Origin of the sequence: Flavobacterium cutihirudinis (genome assembly GCF_003385895.1) — a bacterium.
GTDB lineage: Bacteria > Bacteroidota > Bacteroidia > Flavobacteriales > Flavobacteriaceae > Flavobacterium > Flavobacterium cutihirudinis.
In genome coordinates this window covers 1,104,868-1,122,976 of record NZ_QRDQ01000008.1, presented here as the reverse complement: position 1 = coordinate 1,122,976, position 18,109 = coordinate 1,104,868, and the positions used below count along the sequence as shown (strand labels likewise).

Here is an 18,109-nt window from a genome sequence, read left to right as displayed (position 1 = left end):
TCACAGATTTTTAAAAACCTTTTTAATCCATATGTCTGTGGCTAATAAATTTTATTTCACAACCTCAACCCAGAATCCTTTTGTTCTGGCTAAGAATGTATTATCATACATTGCTTCACATTGTAAACCAGGTAAATAATAATTTCCTAAATATGATGCGTTTAACAATATTCTAAAAACTTTAGTTTCTCTGGCTTTCATTCCGAAATAGAAATTCGTTCTGTCATCACGAATATCAATATAATCAGCAATGTTGTTTACTGCATCTCCGTAATCTGTGAAACGGGTATTTACAATTTCGAATCCAGAAGGAAGAATTTGCGATAACGCTACATTTTGAACACTTTCTCCTCTTTGATTTTTAATCGTAACTTCTGCAACAAACTCGGTTCCCTGATTAATTTTTGAAACATCGATTACACTTCCTTTTCTGTTTTTGAAAACAATTGAAGCCGTTACATCACTTTGAACTGCATTTTCTTGCCCTATTGGCAATATTCCCGTGTTCAATACACGAACATAAACCGTATTGTTTTTATTGTTTTTCAACGTAATACTGTTTGCGCCAGAAGCAACAGACAAACTACGATCTGCAACTGATTTTCCTGTATTTATCGTCTCGCTTTTTCCGTTTTTACTAAACTGAATGTTGATTCCTTTTGGACCGTTACTTACTGCAAATTTCGACATTGCATACAAGCAATATGCCGTTGTCTGCGTACTCATCCATTGGTTCGTCGACATTTCTTTAGCTAATTTAGTCGCCGTTGCAAATGCTTTTTGTTTCTGATCTAAAAGAAGCATTGTTTCTAAAGCCATTGCTCTATTTCTTTCGCTTGAACCATAATAGTAATAATTATATCCATCCGAATCACCGTCAATACTTGTTTTTAAAAACAAACTTTGTCCAGCCGATTTTTGTCCAGCCAAAACATATGCAGCAGCTAATCGAAGTTTACTTTCGTTAGAAATATTTTTCGTTTCACGTAATCTATTCATTGCTGATAAATCGGCATTTCCGGCTAAAGCTAAAGTATATAAACGATATGCCTGTGCCAAATCATTTCCATATTTCGGTTCAAAACGCCATTGTTTCGCTTCTTTCTGCTGGTACGACAGCCATTTCGATTTGAAGTTTATTGGCAATACATATCCTTTTTTCTCCGCTTCAATTAAGAAATGCCCGGCGTATGAAGTTCCCCAATCATCTGCAATCGCATTTCCTTGCCAATAAGGCATTCCACCATTTGATAACTGGAAGTTACCCAATCTGGCAATTCCGGCTGCAATGTTTTTCTGAATTAAATCTTTTCGTTTACTATCAATATCGGCCACATCGCCCAAATACAATTGTGGAAAAACAGATGAAGTCGTCTGCTCTACGCATCCATGAGGATACTGAATTAAGAATTGCAATCTTCCATTCAAATTCATTGACGGCATTGATGAAACTTCTAATCTTGCTTTATTACTTCCCGCAATTCCAAACGTTTTCCACGAAAGTGTCTTACTGCTATTCGGCGTTAAGACAACATCAGTAAATATACTTGTAACCGGATTTGGATTCGTCATATCAATTTCTACATCATAAACTGATTTCTCATTTCCTGATGTTGCAATTACCTGAACTTTTGCGATTCCAGTTGCAGCGCCTACAACCAAATTAAAGTAAGCCATTTTTTCATCTGGCTGTGCGAAACTTAGTTTTTGAACGGCACTTCCCATCACTTTCAATCCGTTGCTGGTTTTTACCTGAATCGAAACGTTTTTGATTTTACTTTCGGTCGCAAAAACAGTAACTGGAAGTGTTACTTTTTCAGAAGGCGAAATCTTTCTTGGCAACGATGCCAAAACCATCAACGGGCTCTTAACCGGAGTTGCTTTTTCAACACTTCCGTAAGCACTAGTATTTGCATCTCCCGCTACAACCATCGTTCGCACTGAACCAATGTATTTTGGCAATTTCAACTGATGTGATTTCGTTTCTCCTTTTCCTAATTTAAACGGACCATAGTATAATACAACAGGTTTAAAACGATTGGCTTTTTTAGCTTTTCCGCCGCCTAAATCCTGATCTCCACCAATACTGAAAATCTGATTTATTTTTCCACCATAAGCACCAATTACATCATCGTAAACGTCCCAGGTTTTTACGCCCAAAGCTTCACGAACATAGAAACTATCCCAGGCATTTGGCGTTTTGAAGCGAGTTAAATCCAACAATCCTTCATCTACAACTGCGATAGTATAGGTCATTTCTTTACCTGATTTTTCACCTACTTTTACTGTAAAAGCCTGTTCAGGTTTAAGAACATCCAGCATATTAAGAGTCGGCGTCAAAATGGTGTTTTTATCCACAACTTCAATTGGAACAATTCCGTACATACGAATTGGCGAATCGTTTTTAGTAGAAGCGTGAGGTTGTAATAACGTAATATTAAAATAGACATTTGGCGCCATTTCTCCAGTAATTGGAACCTCAACTTTTGTTTCTCCTTTTTTGGTTTCAGCCCAAATCGTTTTTACTACTCTGGATCCGTTTTCAATTGAAATTAAAGCTCGTCCACCTTCGCTTGACGGGAAAGAAATTTGCGCTTTTTCTCCAACAGCATAATTTTTTTTATCGGTAGAAAACACTAACATGTTTGCTGTAGAAGCGTCTCTGTTACGCGTTTTTCCCGACCAAATTGGCCAATCAATATTCACTGTTAAAGAAGTTGCGTGTCCTTCTTGTGGATCTTCAACACGAATCAGATAACGCCCCCATTCTTCATCAGTTAAAGCAAATTGGAAACTGCCTTTTCCGCTTGCATCTGTATTAATCATTAATGATTTATAAGACGTTGTTGCATTCGATGAATTATAATTTGACAGATTATCACTTGACGAATCCCACCACCATCTCCAGTCTACTTTGTAAATTCGTACTTCGAGATTTCTAACTGCTTTTGGCCTGCCATTTTCATCAACCGTAACTACTTCAAAACGATTATTTGCTCTCGTTTCAAGCATATTGTACTTGTTCAATTCAGGTGTTTTGAGTCCAACATATGTTTTATAAGGAGAATAAGTGGTCGACATAACATCTGTACTAAAATCTCCTCCTTCTTCATAGACTTTCGTAATGAATGAAGCGCGCAACATTCCAGGTGCCTGACCTTGCAATCTTGGCTGAATGTTTACTGAAGCTTTTCCGTTTTCATTCAATTTTCCAGAGAATACATTAATTTCTTCCGTACTAAATTGTCGTACCACATCATCAAAGGTAAATTTCTCATAACCTTTAAAAGTTGTAGTTTGCTGAGAAAATTTAGCCTGCATTTCTACATTCAAATTTTTAGCGATCGCACCGTGAAGCCATGTTACTTCCAAATTATCTGTGTTTGGATAAGATGACGAAAGTGTTTTTCTGCTAAATGTATTTTTGATTTTTAAACGATTAGGCTTAATTGTTTCAATCTTTATACTCTTATAAAATTTTGCACCTCCAACACTTACCATTGCTTCCCAGTTTCCTGTTGGAGCATCTGAATTGGTTGGCACTGTAAAAGCATAATGATTCAAATCATTAGTCTTTTGGACCGCTTGATAAACCGTTTTTCCATTCGGATCATTCAATCTGAATTTAATTGGATGTGATTTTGGCAATTTATTTGCCATATCATTCAAAATAAATGACAAATACAAATTATCTCCCGGACGCCAAACGCCTCTTTCTCCATAAATAAATCCTTTCAAACCTTTTTGCAAAGTTTCACCGGCAACATCAAAATTACTTACTGATAAAGACAGTCCGTCATCTAGTTTTACATATGTTGACTGATCTCCCAAAGTCACGATTGCAAAATAGGCAAACTTGTCTAATTGGAAAGAAGCAATTCCTTCACTACTTGTAGCTTGAGTAGCTAATTTCTGTTGTTGGAAATTATACAAATCTACTCTCGCATTCGAAACCGGTTCTGTTGTAACAATATTGTTTACCGCAAATAAATACGATTTATTTTCTCCTCTTTTGGCAATAACTCCTAAATCTGTGGCTAAAATATTGGTCGCAATTTTAGCATTATAATAATACGAACCTGAACAAGGATCCTGACTTTCTCTCCATTCATAATCATCGTAATAATAATCATCGTAAGAGTTTCCGCTGTAGTTTACATCATTTTCATCAACTTCTTCTTCTTCAGTTTCTTCGTCATTTCCATCTGACGTTTCACATTTATAAAGTGAATATTTCTTTTTATATTCAAATTCAACTCTGTAAATCGCTCCAGGTTCTGGTTTAATAATTTTAGATAAATCTAAAGCATACGTATTCCATTTTGTTGGATTTACAAGCGTACTTTCTTTCAAATTCAGTGTCGTTTTTGCAATTGGCTGTGCGACTTTCTTGAGATTCTGACCGCCGTTTAATTCATTATATTGAAGAAACTGCAGAATATTGTTTTTGTAAATTTTATAGACTTTTATATCTACTGCACTCAAGTTTACGGCTTCAAAATTTAATTTTAAATTATTTGAACTCGGTAAAATGGTTCCGTTTTTAATGAAACGAACATTTGGTTTTATTTGGTCAAAAGAGATTTTTTCTGAGTAATTTGATTCTAGTTTTTTACCATACTGACTTTCAATTCCCTGAAATATTTCTAATAATAATTCCCCGGTTATAACTTGTTCCGGTTCTTCATCAGGAACAACTTCTACTATGTTTTCTACGGAAGCCGTATCAACAGCAACAGCTGATGAATCGACCACAACTGCAGCCGTATCAACGACCATTGCAACAGGTTCTTCAACTACCGCTGGTGTTGATTCTCCTTTTTTAGCCGCATTTTGATTCGTAAAATATACTTTTAATAAATTCCCTTGAGTTGAAAATTTAAGATTATTAGTATTCTGAATTGAAACCAATCCGGCAAAATCCTGAGCTTTTTCTAAAGGTTCTGAAAAATTAATCAAAACCGATTGATTGTTTCCATCGGGAACTTCAACTTTTACAACTTTAAATTCGTTTATACTGGTAATCGGGAAATCGATTTGTCCTTTTTGTTCGATATCAAAATCGTTTCCATCATAAATAATTTCCAGATTTGTTGCTTCTGACTGACGCTGAATACTATCAATTATAAAATGAAATTCTTTGCCAGAAGCTGGATTTTTATCAAACTTAATCTTAAGATCATTTCCGTTGTGTTTCGCTTCAACTAATTTTTTAGCAGTTTCTATATCAATATTATCTGCCGTTTTTAGAACACAGTTTAAATATTGATATTCTTTACTGTACGATTGAATATCAGCCGTATTTATAGTAAAATCTTGTTTTACCGTTTTAACTGTAAAATTAAATTTAGAAAGCTCTGCTTCTTTCTCTTTCGGAATTGCTGTCAGTTTATCTAAGTTTAAAGTAACCTGATATTCTGTTCCCGGCTTTAATTTTTTCTCTGGAATAAAAGCCAAAGTATTTGTAGAAAGTGCCACGACTTTTCCGCTTACACTTGGCGAAATATCAAACAAATCGCTATCTAATTCCTGATTGGGCTTCCAATCATTTTTATCAAAGGCCAAAACCACGCGAATATCAGAATCCGAAGAAACAATTCCGCCAGTAAAACTGGTGATATAATCTTTAAATAATGAAAAATCTGAATTAAAATCGGCAGCCGATTTACGTCCGCAGGATTGAAAAATAAAAAACACACAAAATACGAGAACTAAACCTTTTACTTTCACTTTTATTTAGAGTTAATTGGTTAACAAATAAAAATAATATGATTTACTGCTAAAAGTTATAGCAACAAAACACAAATTAAATTACGATAAAAGTAAGGTATTTTTCGATTTATTTAAGAAGAAAATTCTTTGATTTTTTTATTTAACTTTTGTTGAAGTTTTGCAGAAAACAAATTGCTAAAATATTATATTCACATTTTTAAATTCAAGTAAGAATGCCAGCCAATTCAAACCAATATTCCTTCGAGAATGAATTTATTTTAAAAAACAAAAATGTAATTATATATCTTTTGAGCGCAATAGCATTTTTTGTTCTAATTGCTTTTGCAGATTATTATGCATTACCTGCTTCGAGAACGAATGATGTAATTACTCATTATGCAATTCGAACTTCAGGGAAATCCAAAGAGAAAGTTTCTTATCATTTTTTTACGCAAAAAGGATTTACTTTTTCTACAACAAAAGAATTCATTGACGAAAATACTATTGTAATTGAAACTTCTTTATTATTTAATTCTGTAAAAAACGTAAAATCTAAGACAAAAAATCATCGCTATACTCTTTCTAGTGGTTTAAGTATTGATGGAATTCAATTCTACATCTGTCTAATTCTACTTTTTTCACTGGGAATAAGTATAAAAATAATGCTTTCGAAAAAAGGCTTTTCTGAAAACACTTTCTATAATATTGTCTGTTTCAACTGCTTTATGCTTTTTATATGTGTTTACACAGGAGGGTATTTATTCTAACTATTTACGTCTTTCAAGAAAAAAACGTTTCATTAAATCTGCAGCTTCGTTTGCCATTACACCAGAAACAACTGTAGTTTTAGGATGTAATTTTGTTCCCATTGTGATAAAACCACGTTGTTCATCGCGTGCACCAAACACAATTTTTGAAATTTGACTCCAATAAAGCGCACCAGCACACATTTGACAAGGTTCAAGTGTTACATAAAGTGTACAATCCTTCAAATATTTTCCTCCTAGAAAGTTTGCTGCAGCGGTTATAGATTGCATTTCGGCATGAGCTGTAACATCATTAAGCAATTCCGTTAAGTTATGACTTCTTGCAATTACTTTATCGGCCACAACAATTATAGCACCAACAGGAATTTCGCCTTTTTCATAAGCCATTTCAGCTTCCTGCAAAGCTTTTTTCATGAAGTATTCGTCGGTGAAAGGATTTATCATAGTTGCAAAAATAAGGTTTTGAAATGATTTCCTTTTAAACATTAATAAAATTAATCGCCTCAAAAAAAGGTTTTATTTGAGGCGATTATCAAATATAATTGCTCCTTTTTTTTATTTAAAATCATCAAAAAACATTAAACCAAAATTTTAATACTCTTTGCCATTATATTTAAATTCTAAATTTTCAAAAAAACATCCATAAAATATAGCACGCCAATTGCAATAGAAAAGACATTCTTAAAATTTCTCTTTCCTTAATTTAAATTTAAAACCGTAAATTTGCTTTTTACCTTACAATGAAAAGCAATTTACTTTCAAACATATACAATCCTGCCGATTTACGTCTTTTAAAAGAAGAACAACTTACTGAGGTTTCACAGGAATTGCGTCAATTTATTATTGATGTTGTTTCTGTAAAAGAAGGACATTTGGGCGCCAGTTTAGGCGTTGTAGAACTTACAATTGCTTTGCATTACGTTTTCAACACACCTGAAGATTTATTAGTTTGGGATGTCGGCCATCAGGCTTATGGACACAAAATTTTAACTGAAAGAAGAGAAAGTTTCGACACAAACAGGCAGTTGCATGGTATTTCGGGTTTTCCAAAAAGAAGCGAAAGTATTTATGATACTTTTGGCGTCGGGCACTCTTCAACTTCTATTTCTGCAGCGTTGGGAATGGCAATTGCTTCAAATTTAAAAGGTGATTTTGAAAAACAACACATTGCAGTTATTGGCGACGCTTCAATCGCATCTGGAATGGCATTTGAAGGTTTAAATCATGCTGGAGTTACAGATGCCAATTTATTGGTTATTTTAAATGATAATTCAATTGGAATTGATCCGAGCGTTGGTGCACTCAAAAAATATCTTACCGCAGTAAAAGAAGGGAAAAATCCAAAGAAAAATAACATGATCAAATCTTTGAATTTTGATTATTCCGGACCAATTGACGGTAATGATCTCCCAACTTTGATAACCGAACTCAATCGTTTAAAAAAAATCAAAGGCCCAAAATTCCTTCATATTGTAACGACAAAAGGAAAAGGTTTACAGCAAGCTGAAGAAAATCAAGTCAAATATCATGCGCCTGGAAAATTTGACGCTTCGACCGGAGAGATTCATATAAAATCAGAAGAAAATCTTCCACCAAAATATCAGGATGTCTTTGGCTTGACCATTTTAGATTTGGCCAAAAAGAATGAAAAAGTTATTGGAATTACACCAGCGATGCCATCAGGAAGTTCTTTAAAATTTATGATGGACGAATTGCCGGAACGTGCTTTTGATGTTGGAATTGCAGAACAACATGCCGTAACACTTGCAGCCGGAATGGCGACTCAAGGCATGATTGTTTATTGCAATATTTATTCGACTTTTTTACAGCGTGCCTACGATCAGGTAATTCACGATGTCGCATTGCAAAATTTACCGGTTATTTTTTGCCTCGACCGAGCTGGTTTGGTTGGTGAAGACGGAGCCACTCATCATGGTGTTTTTGATATTGCTTATCTAAGAGCAATTCCGAATATGATTATCTATGCTCCTATTAATGAAATCGAACTTCAAAATATTTTATATACGGCACAATTAGGGCTAGATCATCCAATCGCTATACGATATCCACGTGGCAGAGGTGTTTTGCCAAATTGGGAAGTAGAAAATTTCAGACATTATGAAAAAATTGAAATTGGTCCGGCAAAATATCTAAAAGCTGGTACGAAAGTTGCTGTGCTTTCGACCGGAACAATTGGAAATAATATAATTGAAGCTTTAAAAGAATGCAGTAATTCTGGTGCTTTTGCACATTACAGCTTTAGTTTTATTAAGCCTTTAGATATCAATGCTTTACATAATATTTTTTCAACATTTGAAAACATTATTACAATCGAAGATGGAGTAAAAAACGGCGGTTTTGGAAGTGCCGTTTTAGAATATGCTGCTGCAAATAATTTTAAAAATAAGGTTGAAATTTTAGGCATTCCAGACGAATTTATTGAGCATGGAAGCGTATCTGAGCTACAACATTTATGTAAAATTGACGTTAAAAGTTTAATAAATCTTTTTTCTAACGGTTCAAAATAATTATTTTGCAACTCCAAAAAACTAAAATTGACCTAATGAAATTATTACGTTCTGCTTTTTTGCTTTTGTTTTTATTGTGTACATCTCATAATTTTGCGCAAATAATCCAAACGACCCTAAATCCAAATCAATTACCGGCACTTCCATCAAACTGGGCAAAAAAAAACCAGCTTGGATTTGATATCTCAGAAATTGCTTTTGTAAACTGGAGCGCGGGGGGAACAAGTTCTATTTCAGGATTGTTTAAAGGTGAGTTTAACAGAACCTATCAAAAAGGAAATCATAAATGGGTTAATGAACTTATTGTCAAATATGGTTTAAACAAGCAAGACGGAATTGAACTTCGTAAAACCGATGATGCGGTAATGCTAAACTCTACTTATGGTTTTAGAAAAGATACAGTTTCAAATTGGTACTATTCTGCAAAATATAATTTCAATACTCAGTTTACAAACGGTTACAATTACCCAAATAGAGACATTGCAATCTCCAAACCTTTTGCACCGGCATATATTTTCCTTGGAGCCGGAGCAGAGAACTCAAACAAAAACAGAAACAGAACATTTTACTTCTCTCCTATTACATTGAAAACTACGTTGGTTTTAGACCAAGATCTGGCAAATCAAGGTGCTTTTGGGGTTAAGAAAGCTGTCTATGTAACTGATCCTAACAATCCTGACGCTCAAATATTGGTTGAAGAAGGACAGAAAGTAAAAGCCGAATTTGGTATACTTTTTACAGCATACATGAAAAGTGAAATTTACAAAAATGTCTTCTACGAAAATCGTCTAAGTTTATATACAGATTACCTAAACAAATTTGGAAACGTCGATATTGATTACGATACGCGTCTTGATCTAGTTGTAAATGCTTATGTAAAAGCAAATATTGGAGTGCATTTAGTTTATGACGACGATATTAAAACCAAGAAAGATGTAGTTGATCCTACAACAGGAGCGACATCACAAGTAAACGACGGACCTAGAATGCAGTTGAGACAGGTTTTAGGAGTTGGACTTGTTTATGCTTTTCAATAAATAAAGTCGATTAATTGGTCTTTCGGCCGTTAATTGTGTCAAATAATTCCAATGCATTTCCATCCGTTAATAAGGAAACGTAGTGACAAATATGAAGCAAACGTTCGTATAAATTGGTTTTTTCTAAATGGTGTTTTTCAGGCAGCATTTTCAAAAGCAATTTATCATAATTAGAAGCTGTACCTTCATATTTGTTATTGAAAGCATTTATAAATTTATCCAATAAAGTCTGGATAATCTGATAACCTACAATTTCTTTCTCGATTACTTCGCGGCTCTGATAGATTTTCTCAACACTTAATTTGATAATATCATTCATTTGCGCTTTGTACTTGCTTTTATCTGTTAAAGCATACGGAAAATTTCCAGCAAGAATCGCTTCTTCGTTTTCAATAAAAACATCAACAGCATCATTTATCAAAGCACCAATTGCCAATGCTCTCAAATAACTGATTCTATCTTCTTTGGTCTCTAAAGTTTTATATTTTTCGACACCAATATTATCTTTTACCAATTTGATTAAATATTCTAAAGCATAATCTTCAGAAACCAAACCAAGATTTATTCCGTCTTCAAAATCGATAATCGTATAACAAATATCATCTGCAGCTTCAACTAAATAAGCCAAAGGATGTCTTTCAAAAGCAATATTATCGTCAGATTTAGAAATCATTCCCATATCTTTAGCTACTTCTTCAAAAAACAATTTATCTGTTTGGAAGAAACCATATTTTTTATCCGAAATAGCATTCGTTGGTTTTTTTGGAAGACTCTCTTTTGGATATTTCATGAAAGCGCCCAATGTAGCGTATGAAATTCTGAGTCCGCCTTCAATCCCGGGACGACTTGCTGTCAACACCGAAAATCCATTAGCATTTCCCTCAAAATCAATTAAATCCTGCCATTGTTTATCTGTTAATTGATTTCTAAATTTCTGTCCATTTCCGATAGAAAAATATTCGCCAATTGCTTTTTCTCCTGAATGTCCAAAAGGCGGATTTCCGATATCGTGCGCTAATGAAGCCGCAGCTACAATAGCACCGAAATCATTCATATGATAACCGTGAACTTCTTTTAAATAAGGATATTTTTCTATAATTTTTTTCCCAACCAAACGACCTAAAGAACGGCCAACAACCGAAACTTCTAAACTGTGCGTTAATCGCGTATGTACGAAATCGGTTTTAGAAAGCGGAATTACCTGTGTTTTATCCTGCAAAGAACGAAACGCCGCCGAAAAGATAATTCGATCATAATCGACCTCAAAACCCAAACGTGTATCATCTTGTTCTATACGTAACCTTTTGCTTGTGTCGCCTTGCTTTTTAAGAGATAAAAGTTGTTCCCAGTTCATTTTTGAATTTTAGATTTCAGATTGTTGATTTTAGATTTTAGATTGATGATCTAAATCTAGGTTTAAAACTTCAAAAATACATTTTATTTTAGGATTTTCTTTCGCTTTAAAACTTCATTAGGTTGACATTATTTTTTTTTGAGGAGCAGAAGATTTTTCTTTTCAAAAGAACTCTCGTCCTGCTATCCGCTGTATCTTTTATGGCGAATACCGCCACAAAAGGATGCCGCTTCTATCGGGGCTAAACGACAAGTTTTAGTTTTCAAAAAACATTTTAATTAAAAAAAGCATCCACTTTTGCGGATGCTTTTTAACTATATTCAATTTCTTAAATTAAAAATGCTTTGAAATACCTACTGAAAATGCTTTTCCAAAATTAAAATTAAAACTTTTCACAACATTTACTCCATCTTCATAATTATAATTGTTATAACTTAAACCTCCTATATTAAAGTTCAAACCAAATCCTTTATTAACATTAATAAAGATTGCGGGAGTAAGACCAACATAAAATCCATTGGCTGTATTATCTGATGAATTAACACTATTAACACTCGTGTTTTTCTGATTTGTAAAACCTGACCCTAAATCTACATAGGCGGAAAAAGTTTGATTTAAAGGTTTAGAATAACGCAAAAAACCTCCTAATGAATAAATATTTGATTTAGATTTAGAATATTCATTAGTAGTTAATTCCGTTTTTGATATTCCAATTCCTCCTTCAATACCCGCTGTCCAGTTTTCATGAAATTGGAATCCAACTTTTGGCGAAAAAATAAAAGAATTAGATTTAGTTTCTGAATTTACAGTCGATCCACTTTGAGAATTATATTCAATATTTCCCATAACTAAAACAGATCCTTTTTGGGCGTGTATTGCACTAAAAGCAGCTAACATCGCAATAAGTAGCATTTTTTTCATAATTATATGTATTTAAATTTTGTAAGTATTTAACAACAATAATGCCGTTATTTTTAACCATTCTAAACAAAGCCCAAAACAAACTGACTAACAGTTATTTAAAAAATAATTAAAACTGTTTTTAACATAATTCTTACTAAAAATAAAAAAGCATCCGCCGCGGCGGATGCTTTCTGAAATTGAATATATGAACTAAAGACTAGAAGTTTTTAGAAACTCCGATATTAAAAGTCTGACCGAAGTTAAAGTAGAATTTGCTCACATCCGGACCATTATTATCGTAGCTTAATGTTTCGTATCCTAAACCACCAATACTGAAGTTTAAACCAAAACCTTTTTTCATGTTAATAAAAAGCGCCGGAGTAATACCAACATACATACCGTCACCTTTGTATTTTATGTAACCGTTTCCGTTGTCATCATAAATCTTATTTTTTTCACTTTGGAAACCTGCTCCCATATCAGCAAAAACAGAAAAAGTCTGGTTTAATGGCACAGAATAACGAACAAATCCCCCAAATCTGAAGTTATTGTCTTTACGTTTAATATCGAAATTGTCAACATCTGATGAACTAACTGCGAATTCTCCTCCAACAGTCCAGTTGTTATTAAATTGGTAACCAACTTTTGGAGAAAAAGTAAAAGTATTTACTTTCTCTTCATCAAATCTATACTCTGATTTTTCAGAAGTATAACCGATGTTTCCACCTACTAAAATTGTACCTTTTTGTGCATTTGCAAAACTGCAGATAGCTAAAGCAGCCATCACTAAAATTTTTTTCATTTGGGATTTTTTTTAAATTTAAGTTTCCTTTAACAACAACAGTGCCGTGAATGGCGGGTTAACCGATTTTTTTATAATTACTTTTAGAAAACAATTTGTAGTAATCGAAACTATTTCTCGTTACTTTTGTACCAAATAAAAAGTCATGTCGATAGAAGTAAACAACATATCAAAAAGTTACGGAACGCAAAAAGCATTAAACTCAATTTCGTTCTCCATTCAGAAGGGAGAAATTGTTGGATTTTTAGGTCCAAACGGAGCAGGAAAATCTACTTTAATGAAAATTTTGACGACTTATTTATTAGCCGATGAAGGTTCAGCACTTGTAAATGGCCACGATGTCATGACAGCAACCAAAGCCGTTCAGCATTCGATTGGGTATTTGCCGGAGCACAATCCGTTGTATCTGGATTTATATGTTCGTGAGTATTTGGCTTTTAATGCCGATGTTTATAATGTTACCAAAACCAGAATTGAAGAAGTAATTCAACTGACAGGACTGACACCGGAAAGCCATAAAAAAATCGGGCAATTATCTAAAGGATATCGTCAGCGTGCAGGTCTTGCGAATGCCTTACTTCATAATCCGGATGTTTTAATTCTCGACGAACCTACTACCGGACTGGATCCAAACCAGTTAATGGAAATTCGTAATGTAATCAAGAATGTTGGAAAAGATAAAACGGTTTTTCTGTCCACACATATCATGCAGGAAGTTGAAGCAATTTGCGATCGTGTCATTATTATTGACAAAGGTCAAATTGTAGCAGACAATAAGCTGGGTCATTTGGTTTCTGCAAATAAAGAACAAGTAATCGAAGTTGAATTTGATTATCAGATTGAAGAACAACTCTTGGCAAAACTTGAAAACATTTCTTCGTATATCAACACACATGATATGACTTGGGAATTGACTTTTATTACCGAAAAAGATATGCGTCCGGCAATTTTTGATTTTGCAAATGAAAATGGTCTAAAAACATTACAACTGAATCAGAAAAATAAAAATCTGGAAGCTGTCTTCAGGGAAATTACCAAATAAAATTAAGACTCAGCCAAAACTTAGGCTACAATATATCTAAAACCAATTTATTCTTCTTGAGAATAAATTGGTTTTATTTTTTATCCTCTTACCCTATTTCTTCTAAGATAATTATCAATATGCATCAAAACTGAACTACTCGTTATCAAACGATTGGCATTTTCTTGGCAACTTTTAACTATTTTTATTTAGACTTGATATAAATAGTATTATATTTGTGCTCGAAACCTCAACAATTACGCGATAATGCAATTCATTTTTTTTCATAAAACAAAGTTTCTGAATGCCATTTTATGCGCCATTAAAAATTTCCGAAAGAAATTTTCAGATAAGATTGAGGATATTATTTTAAAATAATAAAATGCCTAAACACCAAAATAAAAGCCTAAAAAAGAACATGAAAAATATTATTACTTCTATGATGCTGGCCTTTTCAGTCTATTCTTATTCACAAACCGAAAAAGAAAGCGACAGCATTGTTGAAACTTCTATAAATGTCTTAGATGAAATTGTCATTACAAAAAAGAAAGTTTTATATACCCAAAAGTCGGACAGACTGGTTTTTAATGTAGAAAACAGTATTGTTTCTGAAGGAGGAACCGCTTTGGATGTTTTATCCAGAGCGCCCGGTGTTATTGTTTCGCAAGACGGAGATTTATCCATTCGCGGCCAGCAAGGTGTCGCAGTTATGATTAACGGTAAACTGACGCAACTTTCGCAAAAAGAACTTGCCAATTATCTAAAATCTACCACTTCTTCAAATATCAAACAAATAGAAGTTATTACAAATCCTTCTTCTAAATATGATGCCGCCGGAAAAGCCGGAATTATTAACATTATTCTAAAAAAACCGGGATCAGCTGGTTTAAAAGGAACCGTTTTTACTAGTTACGGAAGAGGCAGAAAAAACAGAACCAATTCTGGTGTCAATTTAAGTTATAATAAAGACAAATTTGGCGTTTACGGAAACTACAGTTACACTTTTAGAGGTGAAGAAGAACGCAAGGAATTTGATCAAATTCAGTACACAGATATTACACGTCAGCAGATTTCGACAAAAAATCATCAATATTCTATTACAGATGAACCACTTACTTCAAACAATTTTAAAGTAGGAACTACATATGAAGCTTCTTCTAAAACCAATTTAGAATTTTACGTTGACGCTAAACTCGGTCGTTACGAAAACATGGCAGATGGAAGAAACACTTTGCTAAATGCGTCAGATTCTGTACTATTCGACGCTTCAACTTATAATGACAGCAAGGAAAAATGGAACGATTATACGTATGCTTTTTCAGGTGTACATAAGTTTAATACTGAAGGAAAAAACATGTCTTTTGATTTCGAATATGAAACTTCAAAATTCAGATCAAATCAGTTTCAAAGTGCCAGAAATATAGATCCTTCAAACACTACTGAAGTTAACGACAGAAGAGGTTTTATTCCGTCACAATTAAGGGATTTTACAGGAAAAGTAGATTTTACAAATCCTTTGCAAGAAAAACAATCTATTGAATGGGGTTTTAAAGCCAGTTTGAAAAATAACGACAATCCTTCTGTTTATGAATATTATGATAATAACCAATGGGTTATAGATCCCAATTCTACGAATCATTTTGAATATAAAGAACAGATTTATGCTGCTTATGCCAACTACAAATACCGACTTGAAAAACTAACGTTACAAGGTGGTTTAAGATCGGAATATACAGCAATAAATATTCTGCAAAGAACATTAAATGAAGAGCATAAAGATGATTATCTAAAATGGTTTCCGAGTGTTTCCATGAAATATGAGTTGAACAACAATCATTCTGTTCATACTTCTTATAGTAAAAGAATTAACAGACCAAGCCAGTTCGACTTGAATCCTTTCCGTTTCTACGACGATTCTTTTAACTATTCGCAGGGTAACCCGAATTTAGTTCCGGAAATTACGCACGCAATAGAACTTGGATATTCCTGGAAAAGTGCTTTTATGGCTTCATTGTATTTCAATACAACGAAAGATGTTTTTACAGAAATTTATGATTACGATCCGGCAACTAATACAACAGTTACTTCGCAAATCAACATTTCAAAATCGTATAATTATGGTGCCAACATTACACATTCGGCTGAGCTTTTTAAGTATTGGTCTGTGAATACGCTTTTCAATGTTTTTAAAAACCAATTTATGGGCAACGTACTGAATTCAACAACAATTGATCCTATTTTGACTTTAAATTTAAATGTACAAAACTCATTTACTTTATCAGAAAGTTTAAAAGCTGAAATCAACGCACAATATCAGTCTAAATCAAATTTAGGAATTTATGAAAGAGATTCTTTCTTTGATTTCAGCATCGGAATTTCAAAACAAGTCCTTTCAAACAAAGGCAATATCAAGCTTAATATTACTGATATTTTCAATACAAATAATTTCAACATCAATTCAGTCATAGCGCAAACGAATATCAATAAAAGATATGATCTTGATAATCGAATTGCTACAATCGCTTTTACCTATCGAATATAAAATTTTGAATTCTTTAGTTTCGTTTCCTTGTTTTTGTTTTTTTTTTGATGGAAGAGAGTCTGTTTACCAACAGACTCTTTCTATTTTTACGAATAAATCATTTGCAATATTCCAAAGCTATACAGCACCTTTTATTTGTTTATTAAACATGAAAAAGTCTTTTGCAGGATACCCACAAAAGACTTTAAACAACTAACAAAAAAACCAAACAAAACTAAGTTGAACTTCTTATTTCTGCTTTTTCTTTCTTCCCCACCAAATATAAAAACCAGTAATTGGGAGACTCGCACAAATTAAACTAGCAGTGAAATAAATAATTTTTGTGGTTAATCCTCCGATCGCACCCACATGAAGACTGTAATTAGAACGGCTCATCCAATCATGAAACTTTTCGTCTCCAATATATTTTCTTGAACTTGGCAGAAGCTCCAATGTTTTCTGATCAAAATATAAATCTCTCCAGTTTCCGTTATGCATATCGGTACAGGCATAAAAATTATCTTTTGGTTCATCCGGAAAATGTATGATTACGGCTTCTTTATTTTGTTTTGCAATCTCTTTTCGGACTTTATTAAAGATAATATCTGCCGCGGTCAACTGATCGTATTTAGGTTTTGAGAGCGTATCCGGCTTAACTTCTGCAACAACTTCTTTCTTTTCTTTTTCATTGGTAAAACCTCCCGTAATCCAGTATGTACTTTCTCGCACCCAATGAAAACTCATAATTAATCCTGTTAATGCAATTAGAAATGTCAGCGTTAGCGAATAAAACCCCAGAACATTATGCAAATCATAATTAAGCCTTTTAAAACGAGCATTCCATTTGATTTTAAAACTGCTATTGATGGTTGTTTTATTCCATTTTTTAGGAATCCACAAAATAATTCCACTGATAAGCAGAAAAAAGAAAATCAAAGTTGCCCAAGATGTCACGGCTGTTCCTACTTCTCTGCCCAACCATATATAACGATGGCCTTCATCTATTTCATGAAAAAAATCTTCATGATCCACCATTCCGGTAATTTTTCCGTTATACGGATTTACATAAATCAAAGAATCTGATTCAATATCAACTTTTACTGACTTATCTAAACCATTATACCATAAACCATGAATTTCTTTATCGGGCAATGCCTTTTTGACGGCAGCATATATTTTAGAAGGTGGTAAAATCTTATCGGCATTTTGGGCTTCAACATTTAGCCAAGGCGATGTTAATTGTTTGATTTCATGTTCAAAAACCAGAATACAGCCTGTAATAGCCATTATAAATACAATAATTCCAGAGGCGAGTCCGAGCCATAAATGTAGCCAGGCATTGATTTTACTGAATCGCGATTTTCCTTTGTTTGGAGGTTTATTAGAACGATTTTTAAAAATATTCATGCAATTTAAATTTGAGAAAATGACATTATAAAAAACAAAAAAGTTTGAATACAAAAT

The 18,109-nt window shown here is 33.4% G+C and carries 11 protein-coding genes; 5 read left to right on the top strand and 6 right to left on the bottom strand.

The genetic code is table 11. The features are described 5' to 3' along the window. Window positions 1–51 precede the first annotated feature (51 nt). A complete protein-coding gene (locus tag BD847_RS10555; RefSeq protein ID WP_115888213.1) occupies window positions 52–5,730 on the bottom strand; it encodes an alpha-2-macroglobulin family protein in 5,679 nt (1,892 codons plus the stop codon). Between the two features lie 215 nt (window positions 5,731–5,945). Here BD847_RS10555 and BD847_RS10550 point away from each other — a divergent pair, with 215 nt between their 5' ends. Continuing rightward, window positions 5,946–6,479, top strand: a complete 534-nt coding sequence (locus BD847_RS10550) for a hypothetical protein (protein ID WP_115888212.1) — start codon at window positions 5,946–5,948, stop codon at window positions 6,477–6,479. Here BD847_RS10550 and BD847_RS10545 read toward each other — a convergent pair whose 3' ends face one another. Continuing rightward, on the bottom strand, window positions 6,480–6,923 hold the full coding sequence (locus BD847_RS10545) for a nucleoside deaminase (RefSeq protein ID WP_115888363.1): 444 nt from the start codon (window positions 6,921–6,923) through the stop codon (window positions 6,480–6,482). 296 nt (window positions 6,924–7,219) lie between these two features. On the opposite strand from BD847_RS10545, the gene BD847_RS10540 reads away from it, so the two are divergent. Further along, window positions 7,220–9,007 (top strand): 1-deoxy-D-xylulose-5-phosphate synthase, encoded by a 1,788-nt coding sequence (locus BD847_RS10540; RefSeq protein WP_115888211.1) that lies wholly within the window; start codon window positions 7,220–7,222, stop codon window positions 9,005–9,007. Window positions 9,008–9,042: 35 nt separating this feature from the next. Further along, window positions 9,043–10,044, top strand: a complete 1,002-nt coding sequence (locus BD847_RS10535) for a DUF3078 domain-containing protein (protein WP_115888210.1) — start codon at window positions 9,043–9,045, stop codon at window positions 10,042–10,044. Between the two features lie 10 nt (window positions 10,045–10,054). Here the strand turns inward: BD847_RS10535 and BD847_RS10530 are convergent, their stop codons facing one another. From BD847_RS10530 to BD847_RS10520, 3 genes are all read right to left on the bottom strand, one after another. Next, on the bottom strand, window positions 10,055–11,398 hold the full coding sequence (locus tag BD847_RS10530) for a deoxyguanosinetriphosphate triphosphohydrolase (RefSeq protein ID WP_115888209.1): 1,344 nt from the start codon (window positions 11,396–11,398) through the stop codon (window positions 10,055–10,057). 333 nt (window positions 11,399–11,731) lie between these two features. Continuing rightward, window positions 11,732–12,319 (bottom strand): outer membrane beta-barrel protein, encoded by a 588-nt coding sequence (locus BD847_RS10525; RefSeq protein WP_167443846.1) that lies wholly within the window; start codon window positions 12,317–12,319, stop codon window positions 11,732–11,734. A 199-nt stretch (window positions 12,320–12,518) separates the two neighbouring features. Then, a complete protein-coding gene (locus tag BD847_RS10520; RefSeq protein ID WP_115888208.1) occupies window positions 12,519–13,103 on the bottom strand; it encodes an outer membrane beta-barrel protein in 585 nt (194 codons plus the stop codon). Between the two features lie 145 nt (window positions 13,104–13,248). On the opposite strand from BD847_RS10520, the gene gldA reads away from it, so the two are divergent. Then, window positions 13,249–14,145 carry a gliding motility-associated ABC transporter ATP-binding subunit GldA gene (gene gldA, locus BD847_RS10515; RefSeq protein ID WP_115888207.1) on the top strand — a complete coding sequence of 299 codons (897 nt, stop codon included), beginning with the start codon at window positions 13,249–13,251 and terminating at the stop codon, window positions 14,143–14,145. 397 nt (window positions 14,146–14,542) lie between these two features. Continuing rightward, on the top strand, window positions 14,543–16,666 hold the full coding sequence (locus tag BD847_RS10510; protein WP_115888361.1) for an outer membrane beta-barrel family protein: 2,124 nt from the start codon (window positions 14,543–14,545) through the stop codon (window positions 16,664–16,666). Window positions 16,667–16,894: 228 nt separating this feature from the next. Here the strand turns inward: BD847_RS10510 and BD847_RS10505 are convergent, their stop codons facing one another. Further along, window positions 16,895–18,052 carry a PepSY-associated TM helix domain-containing protein gene (locus tag BD847_RS10505; RefSeq protein ID WP_115888206.1) on the bottom strand — a complete coding sequence of 386 codons (1,158 nt, stop codon included), beginning with the start codon at window positions 18,050–18,052 and terminating at the stop codon, window positions 16,895–16,897. Window positions 18,053–18,109 lie beyond the last annotated feature (57 nt).